The organism is Streptomyces sp. NPDC050508, from assembly GCF_040655155.1.
Classification (GTDB): Bacteria; Actinomycetota; Actinomycetes; order Streptomycetales; family Streptomycetaceae; genus Streptomyces.
This window is the reverse complement of record NZ_JBFAJJ010000014.1, coordinates 68,666-83,532: the sequence shown is the minus strand read 5'-3', so window position 1 is coordinate 83,532 and position 14,867 is coordinate 68,666. Positions and strand designations below refer to the sequence as shown.

The 14,867-nt window shown below is 69.8% G+C and carries 16 protein-coding genes; 15 read left to right on the top strand and 1 reads right to left on the bottom strand.

Annotated features, from left to right (window positions below; all coding sequences use genetic code 11):
* The first annotated feature begins 93 nt into the window (after positions 1-93).
* The 15 genes from AB0I69_RS33915 (at position 94) to AB0I69_RS33845 (ending at position 14,243) form a co-directional block, all read left to right on the top strand.
* Positions 94-489, top strand: a complete 396-nt coding sequence (locus AB0I69_RS33915) for an NADH-quinone oxidoreductase subunit A (protein ID WP_363099720.1) — start codon at positions 94-96, stop codon at positions 487-489.
* Positions 480-1,232 carry an NADH-quinone oxidoreductase subunit B family protein gene (locus tag AB0I69_RS33910; RefSeq protein ID WP_363099551.1) on the top strand — a complete coding sequence of 251 codons (753 nt, stop codon included), beginning with the start codon at positions 480-482 and terminating at the stop codon, positions 1,230-1,232. The genes AB0I69_RS33915 and AB0I69_RS33910 overlap by 10 nt, the downstream gene beginning before the upstream one ends.
* Positions 1,229-2,518, top strand: a complete 1,290-nt coding sequence (locus AB0I69_RS33905; protein ID WP_363099550.1) for an NADH-quinone oxidoreductase subunit C — start codon at positions 1,229-1,231, stop codon at positions 2,516-2,518. Before AB0I69_RS33910 ends, AB0I69_RS33905 begins: the two co-directional genes overlap by 4 nt.
* On the top strand, positions 2,515-3,483 hold the full coding sequence (locus tag AB0I69_RS33900; RefSeq protein ID WP_363099549.1) for a complex I subunit 1 family protein: 969 nt from the start codon (positions 2,515-2,517) through the stop codon (positions 3,481-3,483). Before AB0I69_RS33905 ends, AB0I69_RS33900 begins: the two co-directional genes overlap by 4 nt.
* Positions 3,483-4,220: an NADH-quinone oxidoreductase subunit I gene (locus AB0I69_RS33895; protein ID WP_363099548.1), complete on the top strand. Its 738-nt coding sequence runs from the start codon at positions 3,483-3,485 to the stop codon at positions 4,218-4,220. Before AB0I69_RS33900 ends, AB0I69_RS33895 begins: the two co-directional genes overlap by 1 nt.
* Positions 4,217-4,963: an NADH-quinone oxidoreductase subunit J gene (locus AB0I69_RS33890; protein WP_363099547.1), complete on the top strand. Its 747-nt coding sequence runs from the start codon at positions 4,217-4,219 to the stop codon at positions 4,961-4,963. The genes AB0I69_RS33895 and AB0I69_RS33890 overlap by 4 nt, the downstream gene beginning before the upstream one ends.
* Positions 4,963-5,388, top strand: a complete 426-nt coding sequence (gene nuoK, locus AB0I69_RS33885; RefSeq protein ID WP_363099546.1) for an NADH-quinone oxidoreductase subunit NuoK — start codon at positions 4,963-4,965, stop codon at positions 5,386-5,388. Before AB0I69_RS33890 ends, nuoK begins: the two co-directional genes overlap by 1 nt.
* A complete protein-coding gene (locus AB0I69_RS33880) occupies positions 5,385-7,379 on the top strand; it encodes an NADH-quinone oxidoreductase subunit L (protein WP_363099545.1) in 1,995 nt (664 codons plus the stop codon). The genes nuoK and AB0I69_RS33880 overlap by 4 nt, the downstream gene beginning before the upstream one ends.
* Positions 7,380-7,385: 6 nt before the next feature.
* The gene (locus AB0I69_RS33875; protein ID WP_363099544.1) at positions 7,386-8,960 is read left to right on the top strand and encodes an NADH-quinone oxidoreductase subunit M; all 1,575 of its coding nucleotides are present in this window, start codon (positions 7,386-7,388) and stop codon (positions 8,958-8,960) included.
* On the top strand, positions 8,957-10,480 hold the full coding sequence (locus AB0I69_RS33870) for an NADH-quinone oxidoreductase subunit N (RefSeq protein WP_363099543.1): 1,524 nt from the start codon (positions 8,957-8,959) through the stop codon (positions 10,478-10,480). Before AB0I69_RS33875 ends, AB0I69_RS33870 begins: the two co-directional genes overlap by 4 nt.
* A gap of 189 nt (positions 10,481-10,669) precedes the next feature.
* Complete coding sequence (gene htpX, locus AB0I69_RS33865) at positions 10,670-11,533, top strand: zinc metalloprotease HtpX (protein WP_019061147.1); 864 nt, start codon at positions 10,670-10,672, stop codon at positions 11,531-11,533.
* Positions 11,530-11,922: a YccF domain-containing protein gene (locus tag AB0I69_RS33860; RefSeq protein ID WP_363099542.1), complete on the top strand. Its 393-nt coding sequence runs from the start codon at positions 11,530-11,532 to the stop codon at positions 11,920-11,922. The genes htpX and AB0I69_RS33860 overlap by 4 nt, the downstream gene beginning before the upstream one ends.
* A gap of 13 nt (positions 11,923-11,935) precedes the next feature.
* Entirely contained in the window at positions 11,936-13,093 is a 1,158-nt protein-coding gene (locus tag AB0I69_RS33855) for a barstar family protein (protein WP_363099541.1), read from the top strand.
* A gap of 115 nt (positions 13,094-13,208) precedes the next feature.
* Positions 13,209-13,775 (top strand): SMI1/KNR4 family protein, encoded by a 567-nt coding sequence (locus AB0I69_RS33850; protein ID WP_363099540.1) that lies wholly within the window; start codon positions 13,209-13,211, stop codon positions 13,773-13,775.
* Between the two features lie 201 nt (positions 13,776-13,976).
* The gene (locus AB0I69_RS33845) at positions 13,977-14,243 is read left to right on the top strand and encodes a GlsB/YeaQ/YmgE family stress response membrane protein (protein WP_019061143.1); all 267 of its coding nucleotides are present in this window, start codon (positions 13,977-13,979) and stop codon (positions 14,241-14,243) included.
* Between the two features lie 98 nt (positions 14,244-14,341).
* Here AB0I69_RS33845 and AB0I69_RS33840 read toward each other — a convergent pair whose 3' ends face one another.
* The gene (locus tag AB0I69_RS33840) at positions 14,342-14,830 is read right to left on the bottom strand and encodes a YajQ family cyclic di-GMP-binding protein (protein WP_363099539.1); all 489 of its coding nucleotides are present in this window, start codon (positions 14,828-14,830) and stop codon (positions 14,342-14,344) included.
* Positions 14,831-14,867: the final 37 nt, after the last annotated feature.

Genomic DNA, 14,867 nt, shown 5'->3' with positions numbered 1-14,867 from the left:
CACTTGGGTCACCGGGGTAGCGGCCGAACTGCCGGTCGCCGGGGAAGAGGAGGGGCGGACTTGCGGGAGACGTTGCCGGAGACCTTGCGGACCTTGCGGGAACCGACCGTGGTCGTCGCGGCGGACTACTTCCGGTCCTACTCCGTCGTGGGACTGCTCGCCGTCGTCGGCGTGCTCTTCGTCGCCGTGGCCTTCGGCGCGGGCCGCCTGCTGCGCCCGGTCGTCCCCACCCCCGAGAAACTCCTGACCTACGAGTGCGGCGTCGACCCCGTCGGCGAGGGCTGGGCACACACCCAAGTCCGCTACTACGTCTACGCGTTCCTGTACGTCATCTTCGCCGTCGACTCGATCTTCCTCTTCCCCTGGGCCACGGTCTTCGCCGCGCCCGGCTACGGGGCGACCACCCTCGTCGAGATGTTCATCTTCCTCGGCTTCCTGACCGTGGGCCTGCTGTACGCATACAAGAAGGGCGTCCTGGCATGGACGTGACGCCAGACATGACTTCGGCCGCTTCCTCTTCCGCTTCCTCCTCCTCGCCGGAGCCGGTGTACCTCCCCGAGCCGAAACGCCTGGGCGCCCTCTCCCGCCTCGCCCCCGAACCGATGAAGGTGGTCCTCAACTGGGGCCGCCGCTACTCCCTCTGGGTCTTCAACTTCGGCCTCGCCTGCTGCGCCATCGAGTTCATCGCCGCGTCCATGGCCCGCCACGACTTCATCCGCCTCGGCGTCATCCCCTTCGCGCCGGGCCCGCGCCAGGCCGACCTGATGGTGGTGTCGGGCACGGTCACGGACAAAATGGCCCCGGCCGTGAAACGCCTCTACGAGCAGATGCCCGAGCCCAAGTACGTCATCTCCTTCGGCGCGTGCAGCAACTGCGGCGGCCCCTACTGGGACTCCTACTCGGTCACCAAGGGCGTCGACCAGATCATCCCGGTCGACGTCTACGTCCCCGGCTGCCCGCCCCGCCCCGAAGCCCTGCTCCAGGGCATCCTCAAACTCCAGGAGAAGATCGCCCGGGAGTCGCTGGGGGAGCGGTACGGGGTGGCTGCCGCCCGGCCTTCGACGGCTGCGCTGCAGAGTGGGCTGGTGATGGCGCCGGTGGTTGGGGGTCCCGGTTCGGGTTCGGGTACGGCTGAGGGTTCCGGCTCTGGTTCGGGTACGGCTGGGGGTTCGGCGGGTGCGGGCTCGTCCTCGGGCTCCGACTCCGACTCGGGCTCGGGGGACGAACGATGACCACCGTCGGCTGGCTGCCCGCCCCCACCGAAGAACTCTTCGGTACGGAGGCCACGGCCGAGGAGGCGTACGAACTCCTCACGGTCGACGTACCGCCCACCGCCTGGCTCTCCGCCCTGCGCACCGCTCGCGACAAGCTGGGCTGTACCTACTTCGACTGGCTCAGCGCGGTCGACGAACCCGGCACCGGCTTCCGCGTCTCCGCCCACGTCGTGGCACTGGCACCGGTACGCCGTCTCCTCGTCCGTACGACAGTCCCGCACGAGACGCCGGTACTGCCCACCGCCGTGGACATCTACGCGGGCGCCGCCTGGCACGAACGCGAGACCCACGAAATGTTCGGCGTCGACTTCGAGGGCCACCCGGCACTGGACCACCTCCTCCTCCCGGAAACCTTCGAAGGCCACCCCCTCCGCAAGGACTTCGTCCTGGCGGCCCGCGTCGCCAAGGCCTGGCCCGGGGCCAAGGAACCGGGCGAGTCCGACCACGGCGGCCCCAAGCGCCGCCAGATGCTCCCGCCCGGCGTCCCCGACCCGAACGAGTGGGGCCCGTTGAAGGGCCGGCTTCCGGCGGCTCCGGCGCGGCCTGCACGGGGGGCGGGGCGTGCTGCGGGTGAGCGTCCGGTACGTGCCGGGGGTGACCGTCCTGTACGTGCGGCGGGCGAGGCTCCGGCCCGTGTGGCGGGTGACGGTCCGGCCCGCGCGGCCGGCGATCGCCCTGTGCGGCGGGCCCGTTCGGTTTCGGAGGGGTCGGTGAGTCAGGCGGCGTCGGCTGAGGGCGCGGTGCCTGCGACCGAGGGTTCGGTGAGCCAGGGCCAGGGCCAGGGCCGGGATGCCGGTGACGGGACCGGTATCGGTGCCGGTGAGCAGGGTTCGGGAACCCCGGCCGCGCCGCGTCGCGCACGCAGCGCCTCGGAGGGCTCGGCGAGTCAACAGGGCACGGGCGCGACACCCCCTCGCCGGTCGCGCAGCGCGAGCGACGGCTCGGCATCGCAACAGGCGCCGATGCCGGCACCGGCGGTGGAACCGGAATCGACACCCACGGCAGAACCGTCACAGGGACCGGCATCAACACGAGAGGGCAGCACCACCCAGCCCCCCACCGCTCCCCGCAGCACGGACGCCCCGTGGCACAACGCCCGCCCAGCCTTCGAGCAGCCCGAGCCCGACGCGGACACAACCGCAGCTGACGCGGACGCAGTTGAAGGGCCCGATTCACCCCCCACCCCCGAAGGCCCCGCTCCCGAGAACCCAACTCCCGACACCCCCGCAGGAGGCTCGCAGTGAACGACGCGCTCGACGTCGCCCTGCGACTCCTGATCGTCTTCGTCGTCTTCCTCACCTTCCCCCTCATCGTCGGCCAGACCGAGCACAAGGTGATGGCCCACATGCAGGGCCGCCTCGGCCCCATGTACGCCGGCGGCTTCCACGGCTGGGCCCAACTCGTCGCGGACGGCGTCAAGTTCGCGCAGAAGGAAGACATCGTCCCGACGGGCGCGGACCGCCGTATCTTCCAACTCGCCCCCGCTGTCGCCCTCCTCCCGTACCTGCTCGTCCTCCTCGCCATCCCGATCGGCCCGAGCGAGGGCGCCGTCGGCCAGGTCCTGGACGCCGGCATCTTCTTCGTCCTCGCGGTGATGGGCGTGAGCGTGCTCGGCTCCCTCATGGCCGGCTGGGCCTCCGCCAACAAGTTCTCCCTCCTCGGCGGCCTCCGCACCGCCGCACAGCTCCTCGCCTACGAACTCCCCATGCTGCTCACCGCCGCCTCCGTGGCGATGGCAGCCGGCACGGTCTCCCTCCCCGGCATCGTCGACGCCTTCCACTGGTGGTGGCTGCCCTGGCAGATCGTCGGCGCGATCGTGTTCTTCGTGGCGGGCCTGGCCGAGCTCCAGCGGCCTCCCTTCGACATGCCCGTCGCCGACTCCGAGATCATCTTCGGGGCCTACACCGAGTACACCGGTCTTCGTTTCGCGCTCTTCCTCCTCGCCGAGTACGCCGGAATCGTCGTCCTGTGCGGCCTGACCACCGTCCTCTTCCTGGGCGGCTGGCACGGCCCGTGGGGCGCGGACGGCCTCGGCTGGGTGTGGACCCTGCTGAAGAGCGCGATCCTCGCCTTCGTCGTCATCTGGCTCCGCGTCACCTACCCCCGTCTGCGCGAGGACCAGCTCCAGAAGCTCTCCTGGACCCTCCTCGTCCCCCTCTCCCTCGCTCAGATCGCCCTCACCGGCATCGTGAAGGTGGTGTTCCTCTGATGGTCCCGATCCCCGGCTCCGGCCTGGCCAAGGGCCTGGCCGTCACCCTCCGCACGATGACGAAGAAGACCGTCACCGAGCAGTACCCGGACACCCAGCCCGACCTCCCGCCCCGCACCCGCGGGGTGATCGGCCTGTTCGAGGAGAACTGCACGGTCTGCATGCTCTGCGCCCGTGAGTGCCCCGACTGGTGCATCTACATCGACTCCCACAAGGAGACGGTCCCGGCAGCGGCCCCCGGTGGCCGCGAGCGCAGCCGCAACGTCCTCGACCGCTTCGCCATCGACTTCTCCCTGTGCATGTACTGCGGTATCTGCATCGAGGTCTGTCCTTTCGACGCCCTGTTCTGGTCCCCGGAGTTCGAGTACGCCGAGACCGACATCCACGAACTCACCCACGAACGCGACAAGCTCCGCGAGTGGATGTGGACCGTCCCGGCCCCACCCGCCCTCGACCCCGGCGCGGAGGAGCCCAAGGAGATCGCCGCCGCCCGCAAGACCGCCGAGAAGCTGTCGGCGGCCCAGGCCGCGGAAGCCGCGCAGGTCGCCCAGGCTGCTGAGCCCGCCCAGCCCGCCCAGCCCGCCCAGCCCGCCCAGCCCGCGGAGGTCGTGGAGGCCGGAGAGGCCGGAGAAGCCGCCCCAGCCACAGAGGTCACCGAGGCCACGCAGGCCAAGCCCGCAGAGGTCACGCAGGCCGAGCCCGTCGACCCCACCGAGCCGCCGGAGGGACAGTCGTGACCCTCGCCGCAACAGCCACCACCGCCACGGCAACCCTCGCCGCCACCCACCCGCACGGCTTCCTCTCCCCGACCGGCGTCGAGATCGCCTTCCTCCTCGTCGGCCTGGTCACCTTCGGCGCCGCCCTCGTCACCGTCACCACCAAGCAGCTGGTGCACGCCGCCCTGTGGCTCGTGGTGGCCCTCGGGGGCATCGCCGTCGAATACCTCCTGCTCACCGCCGAGTTCATCGCCTGGGTGCAGGTCCTCATCTATGTCGGTTCCGTCGTCGTCCTCCTCCTCTTCGGTCTGATGCTCACCAAGGCCCCCATCGGCCGCTCCCCGGACGCGGACTCGGGCAACCGGTGGATTGCCCTCGCCGTGGCCGTCGTCGCCGCGGCGGCTCTGGTCTGGGTCGTCGTCGACGCCTTCCGCGCGACCTGGATGGACCTGGACGGTCCGGCCGCCGGCTCCACCGCGGTGACCGGCGCGAGCCTGTTCCAGAACTGGGTCCTTCCCTTCGAGGCCCTCTCCGTCCTTCTTCTCGCGGCCCTGGTCGGCGCGATCGTCCTGTCCCGCAAGACGAAGTCGGAGCTGAACTCTCCCCCTGTGAACTCCCGGGACGCGACCGGTAGTTCCCCATCCGTCCCGGATTCCCGTAATCACACGTTCAGGCGAAATAGCCGGTCTCAAGGCAACGATCCGGCCGAGCGGAACACCCCGTCAGAGCAGAACAACCCCACCGAGCAGAAGGGAACCCGCTGATGCACCTCGTCTATCCCGCCGTGCTCGCCACCCTCCTCTTCTGCACCGGCATCTACGGCGTCCTCGCCCGCCGCAACGCGATCCTCGTCCTGATGTCGGTCGAGCTGATGCTCAACGCCGTCAACCTGAACCTGGTCGCCTTCGACGTCTGGCTCAGCAGGACCGCCGAGGAGAAGCTGCACTCCGGCCAGGCCCTGACCCTGTTCACCATCGCCATCGCCGCCGCCGAGATCGGCATCGGCCTGGCGATCGTCCTCGCCGTCTACCGGGGCCGCGGCACCTCGGACATCGACAAGCTCCGCGACACCGCCGAGGGCCACGAGACCGACGGCCCCGACGGAACCCACGGTTCTGACAATCCCGGCGGTCCGGACGGCAACGGCACCGAGCCCCCCGCGGCCGAGAAGGCTGAGGCCACCGCGTGACCACGACCACCCTCGCCGTCCTCGTCCCCCTCCTTCCGTTCCTGGGCGCCGCGGCCGGCCTGCTGCTGGGCCGCAGCGCCCCCGGCTTCGTCCGCCCGCTCGCCGTCCTGCCGACGCTCGCCGCACTCGCACTGGCCGCGGTCGTCGCCGTACGCCAGGGCGGCGGCGCGGCCATCGACTCCGCGACCGAACTCACGCCCACCGGCTCGGTCCCCGTCGAACTCGCCCTGCACATCGACGGCTTCGCCGCCCTCGTCGCCGTACTCGTCGGGTTCGTCGCCACCTGCGTGCAGATCTACTCGACGGGCTACCTGCGCGACGACCCGCGCTACCCCTCGTACGCCGCGCTCGTCTCCCTCTTCACCTCCGCGATGCTCCTCGTCGTCTACTCCGGCGACCTGATCGTGCTGCTGGTCGGCTGGGAGGTCATGGGCATCTGCTCCTACTTCCTCGTCGGCCACTACTGGGAGACCCCGGAGGCCCGCGCCGCCTCCATGAAGGCCTTCCTCGTCACCAAACTCGGCGATGTCCCCTTCCTGATCGGCCTGTTCGCGCTCGCCACCGACGCCGGGTCCTTCCGCATCACCAAGATCCTGAGCACCGTCACGAACGGCGGGCTGCACCACCCGACACTGATCGCCCTGCTGCTCCTGGCCGGTGTGGCGGGCAAGTCGGCGCAGTTCCCGCTGCACACCTGGCTCCCCGACGCGATGGCGGGCCCGACCCCCGTCTCCGCGCTGATCCACGCCGCGACGATGGTCGCTGCCGGTGTCTACTTCGTCGCCCGTCTCCTCCCGGTCTTCGAGGCCTCCTCGGCCGCGATGGTCGTCCTCGCCGTCATGGCCGCCGTGACCATGGCCGGCTCGGGTCTCGCCGCGCTGGCCCAGGACGACATCAAACGCGTCCTCGCCTACTCGACGATCGGTCAACTCGGCTACATGACCGGGGCCCTCGCCGTCGGCGACCGCGGTGCCGCCGTCTTCCACCTCCTGTCCCACGGCGCGTTCAAGGCGCTGTTGTTCCTCGCGGCCGGTGTGGTCATCCACGCCTCCGGCACCAACTCGTTGGCCGCCATGTCCCGCATGGGCAACCTGCGCGCCCGCGTCCCCGACGCCTACTGGACGATGACCGTGGCGCTCCTCGCGCTCGCCGCGATCCCGCCGTTCAGCGGCTTCTTCTCCAAGGAGTCCGTCCTCGGCGCCGCCGAACACGTCGCCACCGAGCACAGCGGACACATCCCCGGCGTCGCGGGCTGGATCGTCCTCGTCGCCGGTCTGCTCACGGCCCTGCTCACCGCCGCGTACGCGATGCGCCTTTGGCTGCTCGCCTTCCGCGGTCGTGGCGTCGAGGCCCCCGACCACGGCAGGCAACCCGTGGCGATGAACGCCGTGCTGTGGGTGCTCGCCGTCCCGTCCCTCGCCCTCGGCGGACTCGCCTACCGCGTGCTGCCCAACTGGTTCGACGGCCGCGACCTGACCCCGACGCTCACCACCTCGGTGCTGGGCACCGGAGTCGCCCTGGTCGGCGGCATCCTCACCTACGGCACCTGGCGACAGACGACCGCGCTCGCGGCCCGCTCACCGCTGGGCGCGGTCGCGGCCCACCCGGAGGGCGACGCCGGACTCGTCGAGGCCGAGGCCATCGCGAGCCACACCGCCGCCTACGGAGACGTGGCATCGGCACCCGACCCGGCGGACCCGGGCCGCCTCCTGCTCGGCCCGCTGCACCGCCACGCGGCGGTCGGCTTCCACCTGGACGCCGTGTACGCGGCCCTGTTCGTCCGCCCGGTGCTGGCCGCGGCGAGTCTCGTCCGGTTCCTCGATCGCGAGGTCGTCGACACCTACGTACGCGGCGCGGGCACCCTGCCCCGCCTGCTCGGAGCCGCCGTACGGCGCGCTCAGACCGGCAATCTGCAGACCTATGTGAGCGCGCTGCTCGCCGGCACCGTCGTCCTGACGGTCGCCGTCCTCCTCGTCGCCACGGGAGCGTGAGCAGGCGTGATCGATATCAACGAGTCCGTGATGCAGGTCCTTCTGGCGTTCATCGTCGTCGGCCCGCTCCTCGGCGCCGTCGCCGCTCTCCTGCCCGCCCCGCCGGGACTGAAGGGGAAGTCGCCCGAGCAGGCCGTACTACGGCACGGCGTCACCGTGACCGGCGTGATCCTCATCGCCGCGGTCGTCCTCGCGCTCGGCTTCGACCACGACCACCCGTCGAAGATGCAGGCCACGACCGACATCAGCTGGATCCCCGCACTCGACGTGCGCATCCACCTCGGCATCGACGGCATCTCCCTCCCCCTCCTGGTCCTGACCGCGCTGCTGACCTTCCTCTGCGCGCTCTACTCCTATTTCAAGATGCCCGCGGGCCCGTCCCCGAAGGCGTTCGTCGCCCTGATCCTCGTCCTGGAGTCCGGCACCCTCGCCACCTTCGCCGTTCTCGACCTGATCCTCTTCTTCTTCGCCTTCGAGACCGTCCTCATCCCGATGTACTTCCTCATCGCCCGCTGGGGCGGTGCCCAACGGACCCAAGCCGCCTGGAAGTTCATCCTCTTCACACTGCTCGGCTCCGTCGTCATGCTGCTCGGCCTGCTCCTGATCGGAATCAAGGCGGGCACATTCGACATGGTGGCACTCGCCACTGACAACGGCCGGTCACTGACCACATCCGTGCAGGTCATCGCCGTTCTGGCGATCGGTATCGGGCTCGCGGTCAAGACGCCGATGTGGCCGCTGCACAGCTGGCTGCCCGACGCCCACACCGCCGCACCGACCGTCGGCTCGGTCCTGCTGGCCGGCGTGATGCTCAAGATGGGCACGTACGGGTTCGTCCGCATCCTGCTGCCGATCGCACCCGACGGCATGCACACCTTCGCGCCCTACCTCGCCGCGTTCGCCGTCGTCGGGATCATCTACGGCTCCCTGGCCTGCCTCGCCCTCGCGAAACAGGGCGCGAAGGGCGACCTCAAGCGCCTCATCGCGTACTCCTCCGTCGGCCACATGGGCTTCGTCCTGCTCGGCATCTCGACGATGACGCCGACCGGCGTGAACGGCGCGCTGTTCGCCAACATCGCCCACGGCCTCATCACCGGCCTGCTCTTCTTCCTCGTCGGCGCCCTCAAGGACCGCACGGGCACCACCGACCTCGATACCCTCGCCGAGGAGACCGGCGCCGCCCTCTACGGCAAGGCACCCCGCCTCGGCGGCCTGCTCGCGTTCGCCGCAGTCGCCTCGCTCGGACTGCCCGGACTCGCCGGATTCTGGGGCGAGATGCTGGCGCTGTTCGGCGCGTTCAAGCCCGCCGCCGGCCTCAGCCGCCCCGCGTTCCTCACCTTCATGGCGATCGCGGCCTTCGGCACCCTGCTGACCGCCGCGTACATGCTCGCCGTGGTCCGCCGCGTCTGCATGGGCGCCGTGGCGCAGGAAGCGCCGAAGCTCGCCGACGTCCAGACGTACGAGTTCGCCGCGTGGACCCCGCTCGTCGCCCTCACCGTCGCCGCCGGCCTGTGGCCGAAGGCACTTCTCGGCCTGACCGACCCGGCCGTGCAGCAGCTCCTCGCAGGAGGCAACCGATGAGCGCCCTGGCCCAGCCTCTCGCGGAGTCGATGGTCCAGTCCGTCGACTGGCTCGCGATCGCACCGCCCATCATCACGGCGGTCGTCGGACTGGTGGTCCTCGTCGCCGACCTGTTCCTCCAGGAGGCCCGAAAAGCACTCCTGGGCTGGGTGTCGGTCGCGGGCCTGGCCGCCTCGGCCCTGATGCTGCTGCCCCTCCTGGACGGCGACCACGCCACCTTCTGCCTGACCGGCGACGCAACTGCCTGTAGCTATACGGCAGACCGCTTCACCCTGGTCGTCCAGTTCCTGGCCCTCGGCGGCGCCCTGTTGGCTGCCCTCCTGTCGATCACCACCCTGAAGGACGCCGACAAGGGACTCCCCGAAGGGGAGTACTGGTTCCTGCTGCTGTCCTCCGCCGCGGGCGCCGCCCTCCTGCCCGCCTCCCGCGACCTCGCGACCCTGATCGTCGCCCTGGAGGTCGCCTCCCTGCCCGCCTTCGCCCTTGTCGGCATCCGGCACGGCGACAAGAAGTCCGCCGAAGCGGCCCTCAAGTTCTTCCTGTCCTCGGTCACCGCGACCGCGGTCAGCCTGATGGGCGTCAGCTTCGTGTACGCCACCACGGGCACCCTGTACCTCACCGAGATCGCCGACCGCATCCAGCACGTGGACGGCCAGTTCCACACCCTCGCCCAGACCGGCGTCGTCCTCACCCTCGTCGGCTTCGCCTTCAAGACGGCCGCCGTCCCCTTCCACTTCTGGGTACCGGACACCTACGTAGGAGCGCCTCTCCCGATCGCCGCCTACTTGTCGGTCGTCGGCAAGGCGGTCGGCTTCTCCGGCCTGATCCTCGTCACCGTCGTCGCCTTCCCGTCGTACGCCGACGTGTGGGGCCCGGCGCTCGCCGTACTGGCCGCCCTCACCATGACGGTCGGCAACCTGGGCGCCCTGCGCCAACAGGCCACGCGCGCGTACAGCGCGGTACGGCTGCTCGCCTGGTCCTCCGTCGGCCAGGCCGGCTACCTCCTCGTACCGATCGCCGCCGCCGCGTACTCCAAGGACCCCCAGAAGTCGATCGGCTCCACGGTCGCGTACGCCCTCATGTACGCGGCCGTGAACCTCGGCGCCTTCGCGGTGGCCGCACTGGTGGGCCGTAGCAGGGCCCTCAACCGCATCAGCGACTACCGCGGCCTGTACGCGTCGAACCCGCTCGCAGCCCTGCTCCTGGCCTTCTTCCTGCTGTGCCTCGCCGGACTGCCGCCGGGCGTCATCGGTCTCTTCGCCAAGGTGACCGTCTTCTCGGCGGCCGTCGACGCGGGCCTGGGCTGGCTCGCGGTCGTCATGGCCGTCAACGTGGTGATCGCGCTCTTCTACTACCTCCAGTGGACGGCCCTGCTGTTCCGCGCCCCCGAGGGCGAGCACGACAGGCACCGGGTCCCCGCCCCCCTCACCGCCGCGCTCGCCCTCACCGGCGCACTCGGAATCGCCCTCTCCGGAGCACCCCAACTGGTCCTGCGCTTCGCCGACACCGGACTCTTCTGAGCCACCGGCACATACCACCGTCCTCACCCGGACGGCCCACGCCCGGCGCCGCACGCACAAGGGAACTAGTGCCTCCCGCCTGGCGTTGACCAGTACGGGAGGGTCCACTGGACGTGACACCACGACACCGGTGGCATCAGAGATCAGCAAGCAAAGGGTTCCCCTGCTGCACGATTTGGAGGGCGTACCGTGCACCGCCGGCACAACGGGCTCAGGACCGCAGTTCTCCTCGGGGGACTGTCCGCACTCATCATCGTCATCGGCAGCTTCTTCGGCCGCATGGGGCTCGTCGTAGCGGTCGTGATCGCGCTGGGCACGAACGCGTACGCGTACTGGAACAGCGACAAACTGGCGCTACGCGCGATGCGTGCCCGCCCGGTGAGCGAGTTCGAGGCCCCGGCCCTGTACCGGATGGTCCGCGACCTCTCCACCCAGGCCCGTCAGCCCATGCCGCGCCTGTACATCTCGCCCACGGAGGCCCCCAACGCCTTCGCCACGGGCCGCAACCCGCGCAACGCCGCCGTGTGCTGCACCGAAGGCATCCTGCGCATCCTGGACGAGCGCGAGCTGCGCGGAGTCATCGGCCACGAACTCAGCCATGTCTACAACCGCGACATCCTGATCTCGTCGGTCGCCGGCGCCCTCGCCTCGGTGATCATGTTCCTCGTCAACTTCGCCTGGCTGATCCCGATCGGCCGCTCGAACGACGACGACGGACCCGGCATCCTGGGCATGCTGATGATCATGATCCTGGGTCCCCTCGCGGCCAGCCTCATCCAGTTGGCGATCAGCCGCTCCAGGGAGTACGAGGCCGACGCGTCCGGCGCCCAGCTCACCGGGGACCCGCTCGCCCTCGCGAGCGCGCTGCGCAAGCTCGACGCCGGCACCAAGCAGCTTCCGCTGCCCCCGGAGCCCCGCATCGAGACCGCGAGCCACATGATGATCGCTAACCCCTTCCGTCCGGGCCAGGGACTCTCCAAGATGTTCTCGACACACCCGCCGATGGCGGAGCGCATCGCCCGGCTAGAGAAGATGGCAGGTCGCCCTCAGTGAAAACCATCCTGAACGTCATTTGGCTCGTCCTGAGCGGCTTCTGGCTGTTCCTCGGGTACCTCTTCGCGGGCGCGCTGCTGTGCATCACCATCATCGGTATCCCGTTCGGCATCGCCGCCTTCCGCATCGGCGTCTACGCCCTGTGGCCCTTCGGGTACACGACGGTCGAGCGCCGGGACGCGGGCGCCCCCTCCTGCATCGGCAACGTCCTGTGGCTGATCCTCGCGGGCTGGTGGCTGGCCCTCGCGCACATCGTCACCGGCATCGCCATGTGCATCACGATCATCGGTATCCCGTTCGGTATCGCCAACTTCAAGCTGATCCCCGTCTCGCTGTTCCCCCTGGGCCGCGAAATCGTGCCCACGGACCAGCCGTTCGCCACCCGCTGACGGCCGGGCACAGGTGGGGGCGCCGAAGTACGTCCTGCTGTCGTACGACGAAGGAGCCGAGTCCACAGGCGAGCACGGCCATGAGCAGACCTGGGCCCTGTGCGAGGACGTCGACGACCTCTTCGCCGACCCACCGCCTCCCGCACGGGAGAGGTACGAACTCCTCGGTTGTGCCCCCGAGGGAGAACTCCGCGCCGCCCTCGCACGCGCGCGTGCCGACGGTTCGGCGCCCCTCGGCCTCCTCACCCTGGAGACCCTCGACAAGTCCGGCAGGGGAGAGGGCGAGTGGTGGCTGGAGGACGTACGCGTCGTCGGCGATCGTCCTTGCGCGCGTGACCTGTCGCTGAGGGACGTCACCGTCGAGGGGAGACAGTCCGACGACAACCCCTACGACTATCCGCAGTGCCCGCCCCTGTCCCCGGGCTACCGGGTGCTGAGCGCGGACGGCGAACCATGGGGCAGTTGCCGGGACTTGGCCCACATGCAGGAAGGCCGCCCTGAACCGCTGGAGCCTCCCGTGCGGCTGTTGGGCTGCTCCCCGCGCGGCGCGCTGCGGACTGCCCTGGACGGCGGCGAGGAGGACCTCGGCCACGCCAAGGTCCTGCGTGTCGACTCGTCCGGCCGGGTCCTGCAGCCCGCCGCCGAGGGCGAGTTACGGGCCTGGATCCCGTCCGCGCGCGGCCCGGGCCTGGTCGACCTCACCCTCGACCCGTGGTCGGAACGGCCGCCGCTCGCGGCCCGGGAGGTGTGGGACCTGTGGGGCGAGGGCCGTCCCTCCGAGTCCGGCCGCTGGGCCGGTTGCGACGCCGAAGGCCGCCAGTTCTGGTTGCACATGGCCCTGGCGAACCACACCCACGACATCACGGACCGGCCGCCAGGCACCACCTACCACCTGGACGGCAGGCACATCACCGACCCGCCCGGTTTCTTCTGCGCTCTGGGCGAGGCAGTGAACGGCCCCGCCGGATACTTCGGTTGGGGCCTGGACGCCCTCGACGACTGCTTGCCTGGCTGCTGGGGAGCCGCCACACCCCTCACCCTCGTCTGGCACGACGCCGCCGTCGCCCGCACCTGCCTCGGCGTCACTCCACACACAGGCCCACGCCCGCCGACGTTCGACGAACTGCTCGCCTTCCTCGCCGAACGGAACGTAGACGTCCGTCTGGCCTGACTGTCCGTCACTGCACCACGCCCGCCGCCGGGGCATACGACCAGCAGGTTTTCCACAACCGCCTGGTTGTCCACAGGCCGGCCCGATTGTCAGTGGCGGGTCGCACTATGAAGCCATGACCGAGAACGAGCAGCAACTGCTGACACGGGGGGCCGTCGAGGCCCGCAACACCCGCCCGTGGGGCTGGACTTCCCTGCCCGCCCCCGTGGACGAGGCCACGGTGACCCGGGCCGAGACCGCCCTGGGCTTCGGCCTGCCCCCGCTGCTCGCCGCGCTCTACTCGCGCATAAGCGACGGCGGATTCGGCCCGGAGTACGGCCTGTTGCCCCTGCTCGACAACCCGCCCGCAGGCGAACCCGCCGCCGTCACGCAGTACCTCGCCCACCGCGCGAGCGGACACAAGGACCCCGACTGGCCCTGGCCCGAGGGCGTCCTGCCGATATCCCACTGGGGCTGCGCGATGTACGCGTGCGTGGACTGCCGAACCCCACAGGCCACCGTGCTGCTCTTCGAACCGAACGCGGACGAACCGGATCACGCGTGGTACGTGGACGCGCCCAGCCTCGCCGACTGGCTGCGCTCGTGGCTCGACGGCACGGGCTGGTACGAGGACCACGAAGGCGGCACCGAACCGACGCCTTGGACCGACTTCCGTATACGCACGACGACACAGGCATCCTGAGCGACTCCGGCATCGGTCACCGCAGCCGCGCCACCCCACGGATGCCTGCAACCACCACACGCATCCGTGACGTCCTGTTCATCGACACGGCAGAACATGCAGCGACAGGCCGTGCGCAAGGACCTACGAACACAGCCTGTCCGGGCGGAATTCACAGCTCCGGATCAGTGCAAGCACAGCGCGAGAGGGCAGGTTCACGGCATGGGCATCATCAGCTGGATCATCCTGGGACTGTTGGCCGGAGCCATCGCCAAATTCCTGCTGCCGGGCCGCGACCCGGGCGGCTTCATCGGTACGACCATCATCGGCGTCGCAGGCGCGTTCATTGGCGGCTGGATCTCAGCCCGTTGGCTGGACCACCCGGTCGCCAAGAACTTCTACGACGGCGCCACCTGGGCCTCGGCGATAGGTGGCGCACTCGTCCTCCTGATCGCCTACCGCATCCTGTTCGGCAACTCGCGCAACTAGCGCGCCCCCGTGCCGCAGCCAGCAGGCGAGAAGGGTGGGTACCGACGGGTACCCACCCTTCCTCGTCACCGCGCGCGGCGGGCGCACGAAGCGCGGTTCTACCGGTAGTTCACGAACTGCAGCGCGAAGTCGAAGTCCTTGCCCTTGAGCAGGGCCTGTACGGCCTGCAGGTCGTCGCGGCTCTTCGAGCTGACCCGCAGTTCGTCGCCCTGCACCTGGGCCTTCACGCCCTTGGGACCCTCGTCACGAATGATCTTCGCCACCTTCTTCGCGTTGTCCTGGGAGATGCCCTCCTCGATCGACGCGAAGATCTTGTACTCCTTGCCGGAGAGCTGAGGCTCACCGGCGTCCAGCGCCTTCAGCGAGATGCCGCGCTTGATCAGCTTGGACTGGAAGACGTCGAGGATCGCCTTGACCCGCTCCTCGGAGTTCGCCTCCATGACGATCTTCTCGGCGGACCATGAGATCGAGGCACCCACGCCCTTGAAGTCGTAGCGCTGGGAGATCTCCTTGGCGGCCTGGTTGAGGGCGTTGTCGACCTCCTGCCGCTCGACCTTCGAGACGATGTCGAAACTGGAGTCGGCCATGTCCTGTGGCTCCTTGTATCGGGGTGCGTATCGATGC

Excerpts from the sequence above, each read along its gene's own strand:
- AB0I69_RS33850 (WP_363099540.1), top strand. The coding sequence starts at position 13,209 with ATGACCGAGAACGAGCAGCAACTGCTGACACGGGGGGCCGTCGAGGCC.
- AB0I69_RS33895 (WP_363099548.1), top strand. The coding sequence starts at position 3,483 with ATGGTCCCGATCCCCGGCTCCGGCCTGGCCAAGGGCCTGGCCGTCACC.
- nuoK (WP_363099546.1), top strand. The coding sequence starts at position 4,963 with ATGCACCTCGTCTATCCCGCCGTGCTCGCCACCCTCCTCTTCTGCACC.
- AB0I69_RS33845 (WP_019061143.1), top strand. The coding sequence starts at position 13,977 with ATGGGCATCATCAGCTGGATCATCCTGGGACTGTTGGCCGGAGCCATC.
- AB0I69_RS33870 (WP_363099543.1), top strand. The coding sequence starts at position 8,957 with ATGAGCGCCCTGGCCCAGCCTCTCGCGGAGTCGATGGTCCAGTCCGTC.
- AB0I69_RS33840 (WP_363099539.1), bottom strand. The coding sequence starts at position 14,830 with ATGGCCGACTCCAGTTTCGACATCGTCTCGAAGGTCGAGCGGCAGGAG.
- AB0I69_RS33905 (WP_363099550.1), top strand. The coding sequence starts at position 1,229 with ATGACCACCGTCGGCTGGCTGCCCGCCCCCACCGAAGAACTCTTCGGT.
- AB0I69_RS33910 (WP_363099551.1), top strand. The coding sequence starts at position 480 with ATGGACGTGACGCCAGACATGACTTCGGCCGCTTCCTCTTCCGCTTCC.